17 protein-coding genes are annotated in these 18,080 nt (G+C 72.3%); 7 read left to right on the forward strand and 10 right to left on the reverse strand.

The features are described from left to right. Positions 1-56 precede the first annotated feature (56 nt). Together B4K29_RS11670 and B4K29_RS11675 are read left to right on the forward strand one after the other, a co-directional pair. Positions 57-1,571, forward strand: coding sequence for an Hsp70 family protein (locus tag B4K29_RS11670; protein ID WP_029210590.1), 1,515 nt, complete (start codon positions 57-59; stop codon positions 1,569-1,571). Positions 1,572-1,579: 8 nt separating this feature from the next. Next, positions 1,580-2,095 (forward strand): NUDIX hydrolase, encoded by a 516-nt coding sequence (locus tag B4K29_RS11675; RefSeq protein ID WP_019285814.1) that lies wholly within the window; start codon positions 1,580-1,582, stop codon positions 2,093-2,095. 148 nt (positions 2,096-2,243) lie between these two features. Here the strand turns inward: B4K29_RS11675 and B4K29_RS11680 are convergent, their stop codons facing one another. The 5 genes from B4K29_RS11680 to B4K29_RS11700 all read right to left on the reverse strand — a co-directional run bounded on the left by B4K29_RS11680 (position 2,244) and on the right by B4K29_RS11700 (position 5,384). Beyond that, on the reverse strand, positions 2,244-2,942 hold the full coding sequence (locus B4K29_RS11680) for a type 1 glutamine amidotransferase domain-containing protein (protein ID WP_239262353.1): 699 nt from the start codon (positions 2,940-2,942) through the stop codon (positions 2,244-2,246). 23 nt (positions 2,943-2,965) lie between these two features. Further along, the gene (locus tag B4K29_RS11685; protein WP_019285812.1) at positions 2,966-3,433 is read right to left on the reverse strand and encodes a tetratricopeptide repeat protein; all 468 of its coding nucleotides are present in this window, start codon (positions 3,431-3,433) and stop codon (positions 2,966-2,968) included. A 30-nt stretch (positions 3,434-3,463) separates the two neighbouring features. Beyond that, the gene (locus tag B4K29_RS11690) at positions 3,464-3,859 is read right to left on the reverse strand and encodes a DUF2695 domain-containing protein (RefSeq protein WP_029210588.1); all 396 of its coding nucleotides are present in this window, start codon (positions 3,857-3,859) and stop codon (positions 3,464-3,466) included. Positions 3,860-3,978: 119 nt separating this feature from the next. Further along, positions 3,979-4,866 (reverse strand): universal stress protein, encoded by an 888-nt coding sequence (locus B4K29_RS11695; RefSeq protein WP_019285810.1) that lies wholly within the window; start codon positions 4,864-4,866, stop codon positions 3,979-3,981. Between the two features lie 41 nt (positions 4,867-4,907). Then, positions 4,908-5,384, reverse strand: a complete 477-nt coding sequence (locus B4K29_RS11700; RefSeq protein ID WP_286967380.1) for an OsmC family protein — start codon at positions 5,382-5,384, stop codon at positions 4,908-4,910. An 18-nt stretch (positions 5,385-5,402) separates the two neighbouring features. Between B4K29_RS11700 and B4K29_RS11705 the strand changes: the two genes are divergently transcribed. Further along, positions 5,403-6,038, forward strand: coding sequence for a histidine phosphatase family protein (locus tag B4K29_RS11705; protein WP_286959338.1), 636 nt, complete (start codon positions 5,403-5,405; stop codon positions 6,036-6,038). Here B4K29_RS11705 and B4K29_RS11710 read toward each other — a convergent pair whose 3' ends face one another. Continuing rightward, positions 6,039-7,517 carry a hypothetical protein gene (locus B4K29_RS11710; protein ID WP_019285807.1) on the reverse strand — a complete coding sequence of 493 codons (1,479 nt, stop codon included), beginning with the start codon at positions 7,515-7,517 and terminating at the stop codon, positions 6,039-6,041. A 130-nt stretch (positions 7,518-7,647) separates the two neighbouring features. On the opposite strand from B4K29_RS11710, the gene B4K29_RS11715 reads away from it, so the two are divergent. Together B4K29_RS11715 and B4K29_RS11720 are read left to right on the forward strand one after the other, a co-directional pair. Then, positions 7,648-8,799 carry an exonuclease SbcCD subunit D gene (locus B4K29_RS11715; protein WP_029210587.1) on the forward strand — a complete coding sequence of 384 codons (1,152 nt, stop codon included), beginning with the start codon at positions 7,648-7,650 and terminating at the stop codon, positions 8,797-8,799. Further along, positions 8,796-12,158 carry an AAA family ATPase gene (locus B4K29_RS11720; protein WP_286959496.1) on the forward strand — a complete coding sequence of 1,121 codons (3,363 nt, stop codon included), beginning with the start codon at positions 8,796-8,798 and terminating at the stop codon, positions 12,156-12,158. The genes B4K29_RS11715 and B4K29_RS11720 overlap by 4 nt, the downstream gene beginning before the upstream one ends. An 81-nt stretch (positions 12,159-12,239) precedes the next feature. Here B4K29_RS11720 and B4K29_RS11725 read toward each other — a convergent pair whose 3' ends face one another. The 3 genes from B4K29_RS11725 to B4K29_RS11735 are packed head-to-tail and all read right to left on the reverse strand — an operon-like array spanning position 12,240 to position 14,655. Beyond that, on the reverse strand, positions 12,240-13,712 hold the full coding sequence (locus B4K29_RS11725) for a DUF3626 domain-containing protein (RefSeq protein ID WP_029210585.1): 1,473 nt from the start codon (positions 13,710-13,712) through the stop codon (positions 12,240-12,242). Positions 13,713-13,762: 50 nt separating this feature from the next. After that, a complete protein-coding gene (hepT, locus tag B4K29_RS11730) occupies positions 13,763-14,251 on the reverse strand; it encodes a type VII toxin-antitoxin system HepT family RNase toxin (RefSeq protein WP_286959309.1) in 489 nt (162 codons plus the stop codon). Continuing rightward, positions 14,251-14,655, reverse strand: a complete 405-nt coding sequence (locus B4K29_RS11735; RefSeq protein ID WP_019285800.1) for a nucleotidyltransferase domain-containing protein — start codon at positions 14,653-14,655, stop codon at positions 14,251-14,253. The genes hepT and B4K29_RS11735 overlap by 1 nt, the downstream gene beginning before the upstream one ends. An 84-nt stretch (positions 14,656-14,739) precedes the next feature. On the opposite strand from B4K29_RS11735, the gene B4K29_RS11740 reads away from it, so the two are divergent. Beyond that, positions 14,740-15,288, forward strand: coding sequence for a GNAT family N-acetyltransferase (locus tag B4K29_RS11740; RefSeq protein WP_286967382.1), 549 nt, complete (start codon positions 14,740-14,742; stop codon positions 15,286-15,288). A 165-nt stretch (positions 15,289-15,453) separates the two neighbouring features. After that, positions 15,454-16,935 carry a nitronate monooxygenase gene (locus B4K29_RS11745; protein WP_313666756.1) on the forward strand — a complete coding sequence of 494 codons (1,482 nt, stop codon included), beginning with the start codon at positions 15,454-15,456 and terminating at the stop codon, positions 16,933-16,935. Here B4K29_RS11745 and B4K29_RS11750 read toward each other — a convergent pair. Further along, on the reverse strand, positions 16,865-18,028 hold the full coding sequence (locus B4K29_RS11750; protein WP_313666755.1) for an LD-carboxypeptidase: 1,164 nt from the start codon (positions 18,026-18,028) through the stop codon (positions 16,865-16,867). The two genes, B4K29_RS11745 and B4K29_RS11750, sit on opposite strands and share 71 nt — an antisense overlap. Positions 18,029-18,080 lie beyond the last annotated feature (52 nt).

Here is an 18,080-nt window from a genome sequence, read left to right on the forward strand (position 1 = left end):
TCCAGGGCCTTGAGACGGCCCGCTCGTCGTCGGCCCGGGCTCACTAGGCTGTTCGCATGAAGCTCGGCGTGGATCTCGGCACCACTCGCACCATCGTCGCCACGGCCGACCGCGGCAACTATCCGGTCGTCACCTTCTACGACGGAGACGGCGAGGCGCACGAGCACCTGCCGTCGGTGGTCGCGCTGGACGATGACCGGCTCGTGTTCGGCTTCGAGGCGCTGGCGGCCGCTCGAGCCGGGGCACCGCTGACGCGGTCCTTCAAGCGGGTGCTGGCAGCCCCGGACGTGACAGCCGAGACACCCGTCACCGTCGGCACCAGGCAGGTCCCCGTGCTGGAGCTGCTGACGGCATACGCCGCTGCTCTGCGCACGGCCCTGGTCGAGCAGTCGAGCCTGTCCGAAGAGCTGACCGTTGACTCCGAGCTGCAGGCGGCCGTCGGGGTCCCCGCCCACGCTCACGGACCGCAGCGCTTCCTGACGCTGGAGGCCTTCCGGCGGGCGGGCTTCACCGTGGTCGCCATGCTCAACGAGCCCTCGGCCGCGGGGTTCGAGTTCACGCACCGCAGACGCCGGGAGATCACCCGCAACCGCACCCGCGTCGTCGTCTACGACCTCGGCGGCGGGACCTTCGACGCCTCGGTGGTCGACGTCGCGGGCACCCACCACGAGGTGCTCGGGACGGTGGGTCTCAACCACGTGGGTGGCGACGACTTCGACCTGCTCCTGGCCGACCTGGCCGCCGAGTCGATCCACCAGCGGGTGGACGACCTCTCGGCCCCCGACCGCGACGACCTCCTGGAGCAGGCCAGAGAGCTCAAGGAGCACCTGTCACCCCAGACCCGGCGCCTGACCCTCGAGGTCGCCGGGACCGAGGTCGGTGTCCCTGTCACCGCGTTCTACGGCCGTGCCACACCGCTCGTTGAGCAGACGGTGGACGCCATGGGCCCGCTGATGGGAGACGCCGACGACCACGTCGACGAGCTGCACGACGTGGCCGGCATCTATCTCGTCGGGGGTGCGAGCGGCCTGCCTCTCGTCCCGCGGCTGCTCAAGGAAAGGTTCGGTCGGCGAGTTCACCGCTCACCGCTGCCCGCGGCGTCCACCGCCATCGGGTTGGCCATCGCGACCGACGACGACGCGGGCTACTCGCTCCGGGACCGGCTGTCGCGCGGTTTCGGCGTCTTCCGAGAGCTGCGCGACGGGGAGGCCGTCGGCTTCGACCCCATCCTCGGGCGCACCGACGTCCTCGAACCGAGCGGCTGCCGCACGGCCACCCGTCGATATCGCGCGGCCCACGACGTCGGGTGGTACCGCTACGTCGAGCACACCGACCTCGACGAGCACGGTGGCCCCACCGGAGATCTCGTCCCTTTCGCCGAGGTTCTCTTCCCCTTCGACCCCGTCCTGCGCGACGGCCGTGACCTGACCCGCGTCCCCGTGCAGCGTCGGGACGACGGCCCGCTGGTCGAGGAGCGCTACACCCTGGACGAGCACGGGATCGTGCAGGTGCGCATCACCGACCTCGACAGTGGCTACAGCCAGGTCCACGCCCTGCGCGCGGACGGGTAGGTCCGGCCGTGGTGGACGGATCGAGTGCTGGTGATCGCACGGGGGACCCCGGCCACCCCGGCCACCCGGATTACACCGAGTACGACACCCGGCTCGCGGCCTACTGCGTGATCGTCGACGATGAGGGCCGCCTCCTGCTCGCGCTCTGGAACGAAGGGACGCGCCCGATGTGGACGCTGCCCGGAGGCGGGGTCGAGCTGCACGAGACGGTGGCCGAGGCGTCCGTGCGCGAGGCCGCGGAAGAGACCGGGCTCGAGGTCGAGCTCGGTCCCCTCCTGGCCGTGGACACCCGCGTCATCCCCGCCGAGCAGCGGTGGAGCGGATCCGGTCGCCCGCTCAGAGCGGTGCGGGTCCTGCACGAGGCCACGGTCGTCGGTGGCATCCTCACCAACGAGGTCGCGGGCACCACGGACGAGGCCCGGTGGTTCCCCATGGCCGAGGTGCACGCCCTCGACCACGTCTCGCTGGTCGACGTCGCCCTGGCACACCTAGCAGGCCCACCACAGCGGCGTGCGGGCGCCTGAACCTCCGCGCAGCTGAACCTAGGGGCACCTGAACCTAGGGGCACCTGAACCTAGGGGCACCTGAACCTCGGTGCAGCTGAACCTCGGTGCGACTTGGGCGCCTGATCCTCTCGATCGCTCGCCGTACATGCCTCAGGGCGGCTGGGCGTCACTTCAGACGCTTGAGCACCGCCTTGGCGACGCTCTCCGCGCTCTGGGGGTTCTGCCCCGTGATGAGGTTCTTGTCGCGCACCACGTTGTCCTTGAAGGGCAGCAGCGCCTTGGAGTACTTGGCTCCCAGCGCCTTGAGCTCCTCGTCCAGGCGGAAGGGCACGGCATCCTGGCGCTTGGCCAGCTTCTCCTCGGGCCAGGAGAAGCCCGTCACCTTGCGTCCCTTGATGACGGGTGCGCCGTCCTCGCGACGGGCGCCGAGCAGTCCGGCAGGGCCGTGGCACACCGCAGAGACGACCTTGCCCTGGGCGTCGAGATCGGCGACCAGGGCGCCGAGTGCCTCGCTGGTCGGGAAGTCGAACATCACGCCGTGGCCGCCGGTCAGGTAGATGGCGTCGAACTCGTCCGCCGTGAGGTCCTCGACCCGGACGGTGTCGTCCAGCAGGGACATGAAGGCCGGGTCGGCGTAGCGCACACCGGTGCCCCCGCTCTTGAGCATCATCGTGGACAGGCTCTCGGGGTCGAGCGGCACGGCCCCTCCGTCGATGCTCGCGATGGTCACCTCGTGGCCGGCGTCGGTGACGACGTCGTAGAAGTGGGTCAGCTCCCCCAGCCACAGCCCGGTGCGGTAGCCGGCAGAGGTGTAGCGGGGGGTGCTCGTGACGACGATCAGGATGCGCTTGGGGGTGCGTGTCATGCGGCTCGGCATACCCACGATGGTCACGAGGCAGTCCCGGGGCCGGCGTCCGGCGCCTCCGGGGAGCCCTCGCCACGGGTGTGCCCCGATGGCGCCTCGTAGGGCGCCTCCGCCACCGGCTCCCGGGTCTGCGCTAGGTGGCTGTTGTTCTCCGGGGTCGACGCCAGGTGGCTGTCGTCGCCGGTCAGCGCCGCCAGGATCCGCCGTTGCGTGGCCGCCTCGGCCCCTCGCCCCTGACGCTCGAGCGTGCGGGCGAGCAGCAGCCGGACGTAGTCGTCCGTCGGGGCTCGGCCGACGAGCTCGGTGAGCTGCTCCTCGGCCCGACCGAGCTGGGCCGAGTGGTAGTAGGCGCGGACGAGGAGGAGTCGGACGGCGACGTTGTCGGGCTCGGAATCCAGCAGGTCGGACAGCGAGTGGGCGGCCGAGGTGTACTTCTTCTCCTCGAACAGGTGCTCGGCCATCGACAGCTGCAGGTAGCGCAGGTCCTCCACGGGTGCTCCTTCGGTCAGGACGATGTCGGCCTAACACGTCTGCGGCGCATGGCATTCCCCCGCCCACCAGTTGCGCTGCGCCAGGCGCCAGAGGCGGCACGGCTGCGTCGATCCCGCCCGGACCTCGAGGCAGTGACCGACCGACGCGATCGGGCCGTCCCAGGACACGGCGAGCGCTCGTGGCTCCACCTCGTAGGCCCGCAGCTGCAGCTCGCAGTCGCACGACGCCCCGCGCGCACCGAGCCGACGCTCGAGACGGCTGGCGCGCGGTGCCCGCTGCTCGCGCCACGTCTCGACCCACCGCCACGACCCGTCGCAGTCGAACCGCTGCACCATGCGTCCCACGTAGCACACGACGCACTCGTGCGGGTGCGCGCCCATCAGCTCGCGCACGACCTCCGTCGGGTCGATGTCCGCCACCGTCATCTGGGGTCTCCTCCCTCGCCGGGCCCAGTCTGGCGGGCGAGGGGCGGGCCGTCGGACGATCGGCGGCCGCCTGTGGACGACGGTCGCGGAGACGAGACGACCTGTGGACAAGTCGTCGTTCAGACGCGGACCACGGCCACCGGTGCGTGCGAGGCCTGCAGGACCTGCCGGCTGGTCGACCCGAGCAGCATGCCCGCGAAGCCACCCCGCCCGCGGCTGCCCACGACGACCATCGAGGCGCTGCGGGACTCCTCCGCGAGCGCCTTGACCGACGAGCCGCGGCGGATGCGGGCTTCGACGACCACGTCCGGGTGCTGCTCGCGGCCGTGCTGGAGCACGTGCTCCACCAGCTCGGTGTGACGCCGGGTCATCTCGTCGTGCGCGGAGGAGCCCTGCTCCGTCGGGACGACGCCGCCCTCGAACTCCATCGTCCAGGCCCGGACGGCCACCAGCGGCACACCTCGACCGTCGGCCTCACCGAAAGCGAACGCCGCGGCCCGGTGCCCCTCGGCCGAGTCGTCGACGCCGAGCACCACCGGCCCGTCCGCCGGGGCTCCGGCCGCACGGTCGGGGACGACGACCACGGGACAGTGCGCGTGCGCAGCGACAGCGCCCGAGACGCTGCCGAGCAGCAGCCCCTCCCATCCGCCCGCCCCACGGCTTCCCGTGACCACGAGCTGCGCGTGCCGGGACGCCTCGATCAGCGCCGCCGAAGGGCTGCCCCAGACGGCCTGGCTCGTCACCTCGAGGTCGGGGTGGGCCACGCGCACGGCAGCCTGGGCCTCGTCCAGGACCCGCTCGGTGCCCTGCTGGACGAGCTCCTCGAGCCCGTAGGACCACCCCAGCTCGTGCGGCGCTGGCTGCGCGACCTCTTGGGCCATCACGAGCAGCAGTCCCGCTTTGCGTCCCTCAGCCTCGCGAGCCGCCCACTCCAGGGCCGGGCGCGCGAGCGCTGAGCCGTCGACCCCGACGACGATGAGGTCGGTGGGGATGGTGTCGTGGGTCATGACAGGCTCCTTCGCTCGTCGGCGGAGCCCGCGTCGTGGGGTCACTCGGCGTCCGGTCGCACCTGCGCCCGGCGAGGCTCCTCACCTGACTCGATGTTAGCGATGGGGGTCCCCACCTCGACGGTGCGCCCCACCGTGCAGAGCCGGTCGTGCGACATACGGATCGCGTCAGGGAGCACCCGGCGGGCCGCGTCGCCCTCCGCTCCCTCCGGGAAGGTGACCTGCCAGGTGATCGTCAGGCCCTCGAGGCGCGACTCGCCGTCGACCTTGACCTTGTCGCCACCCACCTCCACCGAGAACCCCGCAGGCTCGGCACGCCGCGAGGTGAGGTGGTCGAGGTCGACCATCGAGCAGCCTCCGATCGCGGCCAGCAGGGCCTCGACGGGGGTGAACGCCGCGTCCTCGCCGGTGCCTAGCTCGAGCGTCCCGCCGCGAGCGTTGGTGGCGGCATACCGCCCAAGGCTGGTCCGCTCGAGCTGGACGGAACGGCGGTGGTCAGGCTGCTGGGAGGTCGTCATGACCGCTAGCCTGCCACCGTGAGCAACGACACCGGTAGCCCCACCGTCCGCCCCGTCCCCGAGGGCCGACTCGTCCTGATCCGTCACGGCGAGACGGAGTGGTCCAAGGCCATGAAGCACACCGGCACCACCGACCTGGACCTCACCGAGCACGGCGCGGAGGCGGCGCGCCGCACCGCTCCCCTGCTCGAGGAGTTCGACTTCGCACTGGTCCTGTCGTCACCCATGCGGCGAGCGCGACGCACCGCCGAGCTCGTGGGTCTGCCCGAGCCCGCGATCGACCCCAACCTCGTGGAGTGGGACTACGGCGGCTACGAGGGCCGCACGACGGCCGAGATCCGCGAGGAGCTCGGCTACGACTGGACGGTCTGGCAGGACGGGGTCGCCGCCGGCGACAGCCCCGGCGAGTCGATCGAGCAGGTCGCCGCCCGGGCGCGCGCGGTCATCGACCGCGTGATGCCCGTCCTCAAGGAGGGCAAGGACGTCGTGCTGGTCGGGCACGGCCACACCACTCGGATCCTCACCAGCGTGTGGCTGCGCACCGAGCCGAGGTTCGGAGCCCAGCTGGAGCTGCACGCCGGGTCGATCAGCGTGCTGGGCTACGAGCGTGCCTTCCCCTCGATCCAGCGCTGGAACCAGCCCGCACCGCGCTGATCAGCGCGGCAGCGACCACGTGTGCACGGGCTCACCCTCGTGCATGTTGTCGACGTAGCGGTGCAGCATCCGCCGCAGGGCCTCGTCGCGGTTGGCGCCCCGGTCCTGCAGCCGGTCCACGCAGCGCACCTGCCAGGCCGCGCCGTTCATCTCGGCCTTGCACCGCTCCTCGATGATGCCGAGGTAGCGGTCGCGCACGGCTGTCGCCACCCCCCACGACTCCAGTCCCGAGTCGGCCAACGGCAGCAGCTGGCGCAGGACCAGCTCGTCCACGGGGACGTCACCGCGACCCGGCCAGTAGAGGTTGGCGTTGAAGCCTCGGCGGGCACCGGCGAAGAAGTTCTCCTTGGCCGAGGCGAAGCTCATCTTGGACCACAGCGGCCGCTCCATGCTGACGAGAGCGTTGACGAGGCCGTAGTAGAAGGCCGCGTTGGCCATCGTGTCGGCCACGGTGGGGCCGGCCGGCAGGACGCGGTTCTCCACCCGCAGGTGCGGCTTGCCGTTCACGGTGTCGTAGATGGGGCGGTTCCAGCGATAGACGGTGCCGTTGTGCAGCTTGAGCTCGGACAGCTCGGGAGCCGTGCCCGACTCCATCACACCCACCGGGTCCTCCTCGCTGACCTCGGGGATGAGCGCGGGGAAGTAGCGGACGTTCTCCTCGAACAGGTCGAAGATCGAGGTCACCCACCGCTCACCGAACCACACTCTCGGCCGCACCCCCTGGTTGCGCAGCTCGATCGGGCGGGTGTCCGTGGCCTGGTGGAACAGCTGGATCCGCGTCTCTGCCCAGAGCTGGGAGCCAAAGAGGTATGGCGAGTTGGCCCCCACCGCCATCTGCACCCCCGCGATGGCCTGCGCGGCGTTCCAGAAGTTCGCGAAGTCCGCGGGCGCGACCTGCAGGTGGCACTGCACCGACGTGCAGGCGGCCTCGGGAGCGATCGTGTCCACGAAGGTGGCCACCCGCTCGCCGCCCCGTCCCTCCATGTCCAGGAGCAGGTCCTCGCCCCGCGCCTCCATGATCGCGTCGTTGAGCCCGAGGTAGCGCGGCGTCGGCGTCAGCGCGTCACGCCCCAGGTGCTCCTTGGTCAGCGTGGGCAGGATGCCGATGGTGACGATGTCCGTGTCACCGGTCTTGTCCCGGGCCGCGCGCAGGTGCTCGCGCAGCGTCTGCTCCAGCGCGTGGAGGCGATCGCCCGCGAGCGGCTCCGGCTCGACGTTGAGCTCGATGTTGAAGCGCGCGAGCTCGCTCTGGAAGAAGGGGTCGTCGATGGCCTCGAGAACCGCCTCGTTGGTCATGCTGGGTCGCAGGTCCTGGTCGACGAGGTTCATCTCGATCTCCAGTCCTGCCATCGGCTCGCTGGTCTCGAAGTCCTGCTGCCCGAGCATGCGCTCCAGCACGTCCAGGCACTGCTGGACCTTTTCTCGATAACGTTGACGCAGCTCGCGGGCGTTCAGCCCGGCGGAGATCTCTTGACCCATGCGGACTAGCGCACCACATGCGGGGCCGCGGCGCGCACCATGACCGGTCCGCGGCGCGTCCGGTCTGCGATCTGCCGCTCGAGGGCGCGTCCCCGAGGGTCTGTCGGTGGTCGCTCCTAGGGTGTCGACCATGCGGATGCTCCACACCTCGGACTGGCACCTGGGCCGTTCCTTCCACCAGGTCGGGCTGCTGCCTGCCCAGGAGCAGTTCCTCGACCACCTTGTGGAGGTGGTGCGCTCGGAGGGCGTCGACGTCGTGGCGATCGCGGGCGACGTCTACGACCGGGCGCTGCCGGCCCCGCAGACCGTGTCGCTGCTCTCGGAGGCCCTGCGCCGCATCACCGACGCGGGGGCCCAGGTGGTGCTGGCGAGCGGCAACCACGACTCCGCGGTGCGGCTCGGCTTCGGTGGCCCGCTGCTCGAGCGGGCGGGGGTCCACCTGCGCACGTCGGTCGCCGACCTGTCGCGGCCCATCACGATCGGCGCCACCCGCATCTATGCCCTGCCCTACCTCGAGCCGTCGGTGGTGGCGGACGAGCTCGACGGCGCCGAGCGGTCCCACCACGGGGTCATCGAGCGGGCGCTGGCTCGGGTGACGGCCGACGCCGAGCGGCACCAAGGGCCGGTGGTGGTGCTGGCGCACGCCTTCGTCACCGGGGGCGAGGCGAGCGACAGCGAGCGGGACATCAGCGTGGGCGGGGTGGGCGACGTGCCCCTCTCCCTGTTCCGCGAGGCCGACTACGTGGGCCTCGGGCACCTGCACGGCGCCCAGACGCTCGACGAGCGGGTGCGCTACTCCGGGTCCCCCGTCGCCATGAGCTTCTCCGAGGCTCGGCACACCAAGTCGTCGTGGCTGGTGGACCTCGGCGACGCGCGCTCCGGCGACGTCCGGACCGAGCGGATCGAGGCCCCCGTCCACACGCCTCTGGCGGTCCTGCGAGGCGACCTCGAGGACCTGCTGCGCGACCCGGCGCACCAGGCCGCCGAGTCCGCCTACTGCCAGGTCACGCTGACCGACGCGGTCCGTCCGCTCGATGCCATCGACAAGGTCCGCCGACGCTTCCCCCACACCTTGTCCCTGCAGCTCGACCCCCAGGGGATCGAGCCGTCGCAGAGCCGGTCGTATGCCGCCCGCATCCGCGTCGCGTCCGACCCCGAGCTGGTGGACGGCTTCCTGGAGCACGTCCGCGGCGGGGCGACCCCCAGTGCCGAGGAGCACGCCGTGGTCGTCGAGGCTCTCGAGGCCGTCCGCGTCGCCTCCAGCGGGGAGGGATCGACGTGAAGCTGCACCACCTGCGGGTCACCGCCTTCGGCCCCTTCGCCGGCACGGTCGAGGTCGACCTCGACGAGCTCGGCGCGGCCGGGCTGTTCCTCATCAACGGCCCGACCGGCGCAGGCAAGACCAGCCTGCTCGACGCCGTGTGCTTCGCCCTCTACGGCGACGTCCCGGGCGCCCGGCAGAAGGGGTCCCTGCGCTCGGACCATGCGGCTGCCGAGGCGGTCCCCGAGGTCGAGCTCGAGTGGTCGGTGGGCTCCCGACGGTTCCGGACCACCCGCTCCCCGGAGTACGAACGCCCCAAGAAGCGCGGCACCGGAACGACGAGGCAGCAGCACAAGGTCGTCATGGTCGAGCGCGTCGAGGGCAGCTGGATCGACCGTGGGTCCGGTCGCGCCGACGAGGTCGGCGGGATCGTCCGCGAGGTGGTGGGCCTGGGCCTCGAGCAGTTCGCCACGGTCGTCCTGCTCCCCCAGGGCGAGTTCGCCCGCTTCCTGCGGGCCTCGACGGACGAGCGTGCCGCGATCCTGCAGCGACTGTTCGACACCACGCGGTTCGAGCAGGTGCAGCGTTGGCTGGAGGCCCGGCGCCGCGAGGTGGAGGCCGAGGTCAAGGAGGCGCGTGCGCGTCTCACGAGCACGCTCACCCGCGTCAACGACGCCGCGGGCCAGGCGCTGGCCGTTGCACCAGCGCCCGCATCGAGCAACGCCGTCCACGACCCCACCCAGCCCGAGAAGTCACCCCACGACGACCGGCGGCAGCCCGTGGGCGCGGACCTCGCGCACGGGCAGGCGACGAGCCCGACGCCCGAGGCGACGGATGCCGTGGAGGACCTGCTCGTGGACACCACGGCGTCCGACGCTGACGCCATCAGGCAGGCACTCACGACGCTCCGCGCCCGGGTCGAGAGCGTGGTCGCCGCGCTCGGCGCTGCGGCCGCCGACGCGGACGCGGCCCGCCGAGGCGCCGCGAGCGCCGACGAGACCGGGCGCCGGGTGCACGCCCTGCGCGCCAAGGCGGCGACGGCCACAGCCACGCTCGCCGGCCTCGAGGCGCAGGCCGACGACATCCGGTCGGTGCGGGCGCAGGTTGGTCGCGCGGCGGCGGCGGCCGAGCTCATCGCCTACGTCACCACCGCCTCCCAGCGGTCTGCGGCCGCGGTCGAGGCGGCGGCCGCTCATGGTCAGGCGGTCGAGGCCCTCCCCGCGGGACTGGGCTCGGGCCTCGGCCTGCGGCCACGGGCTGCACCTGACGACGCGGGTCTCGACGTACAGCCGGGAGGCGCCGAACAGCCCGACGAGCCCGAACAGCCCGACCAGCCCGACGAGCCCGACCAGCTCGACGAGCTCGACGAGCAGGTGCTGCGGGACGTCACCCGCCGCGTCGACGCTGCGGCGGACCTCGCCACCCGCATCGCGGTCCAGGTGTCCCACGCGGACAGCGCTCGGGAGGAGGCCGAGACCAGCGCGGCAGCCGTCACCGGGCACGCCGCCGCGGTGGCGGAGTCACGGACGCGCCTGGAGCGCGCCCAGGGCACCCGGACCGAGCAGGCCGAGGCCATGGCTGCGCTGACCGCGACGGCAGAGGGAGCGGAGTCGGCCCGGCTCAAGGTCGAGCGGCTTCGAGACGCGGCGGCGCGCATCAAGACGCTGACCGCGGACGAGGGACGGGTTGACGCGCACGCGCGCGCTGCCGCGTCCGCTGCGGCGGAGCGCAGTGCCCGGCAGGAGGACGCCGCCCGGCTCCACCGCCGACGCGCCGACGGCCTGGCGGCCGAGCTGGCGCTCGGCCTCGAGACGGACGAGCCCTGCCCGGTGTGCGGGGCGACCGAGCATCCGGACCCTGCCACGGGCGAGGCCGGCGACCTGGTCACGTCCGAGGACGTGGAGGCCGCCGAGGCGGTCCTCGCCCAGGCCCGGTCCGCGGAGGTCGAGGCGGTGTCCGCGCTCGAGTCCGCTCGCGCCACCCGGGCCGCGCACGCCGACGAGCTGCGCGACCGGCTCGCCACGCTCGACGACCTGCCGGCGGAGGAGGTCGCGCCGGCCCTGGCCACGGCCCAGGCGCATCACACCGCGGCGCAGCGGGCCGCTGCCGCTCTGGTCAAGGCTGAGGCGCGCCTGCACGAGGCGGACCTCGACATCGAGCGCCGGCGGACCGCGCTCGGCGCCGCTTCCGAGCAGCTGGCGGCGGCCCGCTCACGCGTCGAGCTGGCCCGCAGCCGCAGCGAGGCCGAGCGCGCCGAGGCCTGGAGGCTGCTCGACGAGCTCGGTGAGGAGGAGACCCTGCAGCTCGTGCTCCCCCCGGCCGACTCCCCGCAGCGGTCCTCGGTCCCGCGTGCGTCACTGGTCCGTGAGCTCCTCACGAGCGTTCGCTCTGCGGTCGAGTCACTGGGAGTGCTGCACGAGACCCGCTCCGCCCACGCACGGGCTCGACGCGACCTGCTCCGAGCCGAGGAGACCCTGGCCGAGAGCCTGCAGGGCTCAGACTTCGAGGACGCGCAGGAGGTGCGAGCGGCCGCGCTGCCCACCGAGCAGCGGCGCCGGCTCGAGACCACCCTGGCGCGCCACGACCAGGCCCTCCTGCAGGCACGCGCCGTCCTCGACGACCCCGAGGTGGCCGACGCGATGGCCACCGACACCCCTGACCTGGAGGCCCTGGCGATCAGGGTGGAGCGCGCCAGGGCGGCTGCGCGCGAAGCGACCGGCTCCGCGCGGGTCGCGGAGGACGCCGGCGCGCTCCTCGCCCGGCACACCGCCGAGGTGCTCGGCCTCCTCGAGTCGCTGGCTCCTGCCGTGCGTCGTGCCGACACCATCCGTGAGGTCGCGGACACGGTGGCCGGGACCGGTGCCAACAACCTGCGCCGGATGAGCCTGCCCACCTACGTGCTGGCGGCCCGTCTCGAGGAGGTCGTCGTGCTGGCCAACGAGCGGCTCGCCGTGATGACCGACGGCCGCTACGAGCTGCGCCACTCCGACCGGCTGGCGGCGCGCGGTGCTCGCAGCGGGCTGGGTCTGGAGGTCGTCGACGCCTGGAGCGGCAAGGCACGCGACACGACGACGCTGTCCGGCGGTGAGACCTTCATGGCTTCCCTGGCGCTCGCGCTCGGGCTGGGCGACGCAGTACGGGCCGAGGCCGGCGGTGTCGACCTGGACACACTGTTCGTCGACGAGGGGTTCGGCACGCTCGACGAGGCGGCTCTGGAGCACGTGATGGAGGTCCTCGACGGCCTCCGAGCAGGCGGTCGCAGCGTCGGCATCATCAGCCACGTCGCCGAGCTCAGGCAGCGAATTCCAGCCCAGGTCAGGCTGATCCGGACCCAGAACGGCTCCTCCCTCGAGGTCCGCGCCCTGCCGGAGGCCGTGTGACTCGCCTCGTGTGCCCCTGGGATCACGCCTTCCGCCGCGGCGAGACCCGACGTCAGACGGGCCATCGGTGGAACAGAGCCCTCACCCACGGAGCCTGACCTCGATCCACGGATGACGGCCGAGGTCGTCCGACGACAGGTCCCCCACCGCGACGTAGGCAGGGTCCGGCAGGAACCGCACGCTCGTCCCCGTCCCCTCACCGGGGGACGGCGTGACGTCCTCCAAGATCGTCGTCGGCACACCGTGCTCGTAGCGCTGCGACCAGGCGCCCTCCTCCCGGCGGTTGGTGTGCACGAGCCAGCGCGAGACGGCGGCTACGGACGACATCCCCGCCCTCGGTCGACCGTCCGCGAACCGTGGCGCGGACCCGGGATCGGCGAAGCGCACATCCTGCGTCGCCATCACGGGCTTGCGCACGATCCTCCCGGCGTCGTCGCGGCGGGTGTCCGTCCCCCGTCCGTCGTCACGGATCTCCACGGACCCGTCCGGGTGCAGCGTGACGACAGCCAGTCCCTGGCGAACCAGCTCCTCGGCCTCGTCGTTCGCGTAGGCCAGCACCTCCAGCACCAGGTGGCGCAGGCTGACGCCCCCGAGCGCCCGTGCACGGGAACGCAGCTCGGCGAGATGCCCGTGGTCGACCGAGGTGCCCCAGTCGTGCGTCGTCGTCCGCCAGTCATGGACCGGACGACCGAACCTCGCCGTGAGGTGCCAGACCTGCTTGAGGCTCTGCGGATGGTGCAGTCCCGTGCGCGCGGCCTCCCCGATGATGGCGGCATCGAGCAGCCCGTCCCGCGCTACCGCCACCCCCACCTCGTACGCGCCAGGGTCGCGGTAGTGCCGACGCCGCCCGAGCTCCTCGACCATCAGCACCCGGCCCTCGTGCCACTCGACCGGCACCCCCAGCGCGCCGGCTGCTTCCTCGGCCTCGGTTCCCCGGTATGACGGATCCAGCACCACCGCCTCGACGTCGTCCGGGATCGCGACGACGCCGTGGACGTGGGCCTCCACGTAGTCGTCCAGCAAGCCGCCCTGCTCGGCCTCCTCCCGCTCCGAGGTGCACGCCGCCGCAGCGAGGTCGAAAGCGTCCGACAGACGCAGCAGGTCGAAGCGACGGGCCGTCCCGAAGTCCGCCGGTTCGCGGAACGAGTCCGGGAAGCAGAAGGTCGTCCGGTCCAGGACAGGCTCGGCCAGGCGCAGGTGGGACGACCCGAAGCGCACCGCTCCCCCGACCCCGCGGCGACGGTGGTTCAGCGCGCCGTACCGAGGCCGCTCCGAGAAGGGCGCGTCGTCATACGCACCCCCGAACATCCTTGTCTCCCAACGGAACCGATCACCACCAGGATGTGCGGTGAGGCCGCCGTTGCTGGTGCCCGTCTCGAACTGGCTTCGATAGATGCCGTCACGAGCGAGGCGGTCCATGACCGTGTCGCCGCGGGGTCCCCGGTCCGGGTGGAAGTTCACGGTGACGCGCAGCGAGCGGTCCAGAGCCCCACCTCTGCTCAGGCCGTCCACGTGCGCCACCGCGGACCGCGCCCAGCGGCTTGCCTCCGTCACCGCCTTCGCTCCGCGTGGGCACCGCGCTCGTGGGACGTCATACGACGACCCTAGCCAGCCCGCTCACCCGGCGTCACCGGCGTCACCGGGGCAGCCGGTTCCTGGGCGCGGGCCTGCAGCCAGGCCTTGACCTGCGCGACGTACTCGTCGAACTGCGACGCGGCCTGGGGAACGGCCCTCGCCACCAGGTCCAGGTCGACCTGCACGTACTCGTGGATGACGATGTCGCGCAGGCCGACGCTGGGGCCGAGACGTCTCGCCAGCTCGTCAGTGATCAGTCCAGCGCGCGCAGCCTGGCGGAAGGACGAGCGGTAATCCGTGGGCTCAGCGATCCCCGCGACGGCCACGACGTGCGAGTTGACGTCGCTGGCCAGGTCGACCAGCTGAGACAGAGCGCGCTCCACGGCCAGGCGCAGCACGAGGTCGTCCCGCAGCTGCGCCCCGCTGACCTCCCCCTGGCGGGCCAGCAGGTCCACCAGCTCACGGATGGCGGTCAGCCGTCGTACGACCACCTGGTCGTCGAGGTCGCGAGGGGGCATCAGAGCCGCTCCAGGGCGCGATCGCGCATCCACTGCGTGTCCCGATAGGCGCCGACGGCCGCCAGGTGCTGCTCGGCGTAGAGGTGTGGCTCCGCCTCGTGCAGCAGCTCCCCCCGCTGGAGGGCGGCCAGCCGCGCGACCGGGTCGGCTCGGCCCAGGTCCATCAGGTCCAGGTGGTCGCCCGGCACGAGCTCGTGGAACCGGTTGACCAGGGTGAGCTCGTCCGACGCCGGCTCACCGAGCACGGCGTAGGCCAGGTCGACGTCGCGGGCCCGGTCAGGGCGCGTCAGCACGGATCCATGGACCACGAGGAGCGCCACCCCGATCTCCAGGCAGGCGCTCGCCAGGCTGCCGTCGTCGGCGACGCGTCGCAGCCGGGCGAGGCTGTCCTGGACCGTGATCACGATCCCCACGATAGCCGGGAGCGTGCCTGGGTTGCCGAGGCAATGTGCTTGTCACGCGCGTCCGTCGCCACGCACAGTGGGCTCGTGTCCGCCCCCGACTTCACCCGCAAGCCCGTCCTGGACGGTCGACTCGTGCGGTTCGTCCCCGCGACCCGCGACAGCGTCGATCACCTGTGGCCCCTGCTCGCCGACCCCGAGGTCGGTCGGCTCACCGGGTCCGTCCACTCAGGCGCTCCCGACCAGCCACACCGGTTCACCCGGGACCGGCTCGAGGACATCTATGACGCCTGGTCGACGGCCGACGACCGCACGGTATGGGTGATCGAGGAGCGTGAGACGGGACGCGTCGTGGGCGAGTCGGTGCTCAACGACGTCGACGTCGAGAACCTGTCGTGCGGCTTCCGGATCTGGATCTCCGGTGCGACCGGCCGGGGCCTGGGGACCGAGGCCACGTGGCTGACGGTGCGCCACGCCTTCGAGGAGCAGCACCTGCACCGGGTCGCCCTCGAGGTCTACGCGTTCAACCCGCGCGCCCGTCACGTCTACGACACGGTGGGGTTCCGGCACGAGGCACCCTGCGTGACGCCCTCCGGTTCGACGACGGCTGGGTCGACGCCCACGTCATGGCCATGACCGCAGCTGACTGGGCGTCCCTCGCCGACGGGCCGGGACAGGCTCGGTGAGCACGACGGGCGGTACCTGCGGGTAGCACGAGGTGGCCCCCGGAGGGGTCTAGCGTGGCTAGATGACGGCACCCGCGCCGCCCGCACCCGAGGTCTACCGAAAGTGGGTCCCTCCATGACCGCAGCCCCGTCCCTGACCACCCAGGCCGATGCCGGGACGCTGGCGCCTGGCCGTCACCGCCCGCGGCCGGTGATCATCCAGGGCGGCATGGGCGTGGCGGTGTCCGGCTGGCGGCTGGCTCGCACGATCTCCACCAACGGTCACCTGGGTGTGGTCTCCGGAACGGCTCTGGACGCGGTCCTGGCGCGGGTCCTGCAGCACGGTGACCCGGGCGGGCACTACCGACGGGCGCTGGCGCACTTCCCCAACCTCCCCGTCGCCCAGCGCGTGCTCGACACCTACTTCATCGATGGTGGGCGACCCGACGACGCCCCCTATCGCCCGGTCCCCAAGCTGACGCTGTCGACCAGCCGCGAGGGGCAGGAGCTCGCCGTCGTCGCCAACTTCGCGGAGGTCTGGCTGGCCAAGGAGTGCCACGACGGGGTCGTGGGCGTCAACCTGCTGGAGAAGATCCAGATGGCCACGCCGACCGCGGTGCTCGGAGCGATGCTCGCGGGGGTGGACTACGTCCTCATGGGTGCCGGCATCCCCCGCGAGATCCCGGCGCTGCTGCGCGCGCTCGCTGCCGGGCAGGTCGGCCGGATCACCGCCGACGTCGTCGGGGCCAGCACCACGCGGTCGATCGAGGTCGATCCGGTGGACCTGGTCGGACCCGAGATGCCCACCCTCACCCGACCCGACTTCCTCGCCATCATCTCGATCAACCAGCTCGCGTCCTACCTGCACCGTGACCCCGAGATCCGCCCCGACGGCTTCGTCGTCGAGCGGCCCCCTGCCGGAGGCCACTCCGCCCCTCCCCGCGGCAGGCTGCAGCTCGACGAGACGGGCGACCCGGTGTACGGCCCCCGGGACGAGGCCGACCTCGCCAAGCTGACCCAGCTCGGGCTGCCCTTCTGGGTGGCCGGCGCAGCAGCGACCCCGGCGCACCTCGCCACGGCGATCCGGTCCGGAGCGGTGGGCGTCCAGGTGGGGACGTTGTTCGCGCTCAGCCTGGACTCCGGCCTCAGCGACGACAATCGCAACCAGCTGCTGGCGCGCCTGCGCGATGGCGACCTGACCGTGCGCAACGACCCGCGTGCCAGCCCCACCGGGTTCCCGTTCAAGGTGGCGGTGCTCCCCGGCACGGCCAGCGATGCCGACGTCTATGCCGCTCGCCCGCGCCTGTGCGACCTGTCCTACCTGCGCCAGCCCTACGAGCGATCGGACGGCAAGGTCGGATACCGCTGTCCGGCGGAGCCGGTGCACATGCACCTGCGCAAGGGCGGCAGCCTGGCGGACACCGTCGGACGGCAGTGCCTGTGCAACGGGCTGATGGCCGACATCGGCCTGGGGCAGCACCGCACCGACGGGTATGCCGAGGTGCCGCTCGTCACCCTCGGCCAGGACCTCACCGGGGCCGTCGAGCTCATCGCGCGTCACCCGCAGGGGTGGACCGCGCGCCAGGCGCTGACGTACCTCCAGGAGTCGCTGCCCTAGGTCGACGCCGGGTGCCCCAGGCATCTGCCGGTGGAGATCCCACCGAGTCTCGCCGCGGCCAGGGGGCTGGCTCAGGCGAGCGTCTGCCTGATGCACGCGATGCCCGGCCCCTGCTCCACCCTGGCGAGGGCCCCGTTGACGAGCGGCAGGTAGGGGGCCCAGTGTCCGCACTCGACGTCCGCGACGATGGGGATCTCGAGCATCCCAGGGCGTCGACCACCGCCTCGTGCTGCGTGAGGGTCTCCCCCGGTGGCGCATAGGTGCGTCCGACCAGGACGGCGCGGGCGTGGTCGAACACCCCGTTGAGCCGCATCCCGTGCAGGTTGCGGCAGATCGCCGGGGCGTCGTCTCCGGCCGCCTCCACGTAGACGAGGAGGCCGTCTCCCAGCTCCGCCAGCCGGCTGGTGTCGAGATATCTGCTGCCGGCCAGGTTGGCCAGCGTCTCGATGCAGCCCCCCACGAGCCGACCGGTGACGTCGACCTCCCCGCCCAGGGAGTCCAGCCGCGTCCACGATCCGGGGACGTCGAGCAGGTACTCGTCGACGCCCGGATGCTCGACGTAGTCGACGAATCCCCGTCGGTGCCGACCCGGCGGCGTCTGGACGACGGTGGCCCCCTGGCCGAGGGTGACGATGTCCAGCCACGACACGAGGCCCTCGGGAGTGAGGTAGGGGGTGTCCATGAGGTTGTTGCCGTGGATGGTCGCCCAACCCGCGACCAGCGTCAGCGTGGTGATGAGCGTGGCGATGTCGGAGAACCCCACGACCCACGTCGGCTCCGCTCGGCCGATCTGCTCCCAGTCCAGCAGGCCGATCAGGTCGATCGCCGTCTCACCGCCCCACGGCGGCACCACGGCCCGGATCGACGGGTCCAGCAGCATGCCTTGCAGCTCGTCGGCCCGTTGGGCGGCGGGCGCGCTGAGGTGGCCCGAGCCGTCCATGCAGTCACCGACAACGACCTGGTAGCCCCGGTCACGCACCGTCGCCAGGGCGACGTCGAGGCGCGCCTGCAGCGCCCCCGACACCCCGGACGAAGGGCTCGTCACCCCGACGGTGTTGCCGGGCCGCAGCGGGGCGGGGAATCGCAGGTTCATCGGTCTCCTCGGGCACGGGGTCGGATGGTCAGGCGGGCCGGGTGGTCGCGTG

Origin of the sequence: Arsenicicoccus sp. UBA6765 (assembly GCF_002453335.1) — a bacterium.
Classification (GTDB): Bacteria; Actinomycetota; Actinomycetes; order Actinomycetales; family Dermatophilaceae; genus Arsenicicoccus; species Arsenicicoccus bolidensis.

Coding starts and splice junctions, on each gene's coding strand:
- B4K29_RS11670 (WP_029210590.1), top strand. CDS start 57: ATGAAGCTCGGCGTGGATCTCGGCACCACTCGCACCATCGTCGCCACG.
- B4K29_RS11680 (WP_239262353.1), bottom strand. CDS start 2,942: ATGACACGCACCCCCAAGCGCATCCTGATCGTCGTCACGAGCACCCCC.
- B4K29_RS11690 (WP_029210588.1), bottom strand. CDS start 3,859: ATGACGGTGGCGGACATCGACCCGACGGAGGTCGTGCGCGAGCTGATG.
- B4K29_RS11695 (WP_019285810.1), bottom strand. CDS start 4,866: ATGACCCACGACACCATCCCCACCGACCTCATCGTCGTCGGGGTCGAC.
- B4K29_RS11700 (WP_286967380.1), bottom strand. CDS start 5,384: ATGACGACCTCCCAGCAGCCTGACCACCGCCGTTCCGTCCAGCTCGAG.
- B4K29_RS11710 (WP_019285807.1), bottom strand. CDS start 7,517: ATGGGTCAAGAGATCTCCGCCGGGCTGAACGCCCGCGAGCTGCGTCAA.
- B4K29_RS11715 (WP_029210587.1), top strand. CDS start 7,648: ATGCGGATGCTCCACACCTCGGACTGGCACCTGGGCCGTTCCTTCCAC.
- hepT (WP_286959309.1), bottom strand. CDS start 14,251: ATGCCCCCTCGCGACCTCGACGACCAGGTGGTCGTACGACGGCTGACC.
- B4K29_RS11745 (WP_313666756.1), top strand. CDS start 15,454: ATGACCGCAGCCCCGTCCCTGACCACCCAGGCCGATGCCGGGACGCTG.
- B4K29_RS11750 (WP_313666755.1), bottom strand. CDS start 18,028: ATGAACCTGCGATTCCCCGCCCCGCTGCGGCCCGGCAACACCGTCGGG.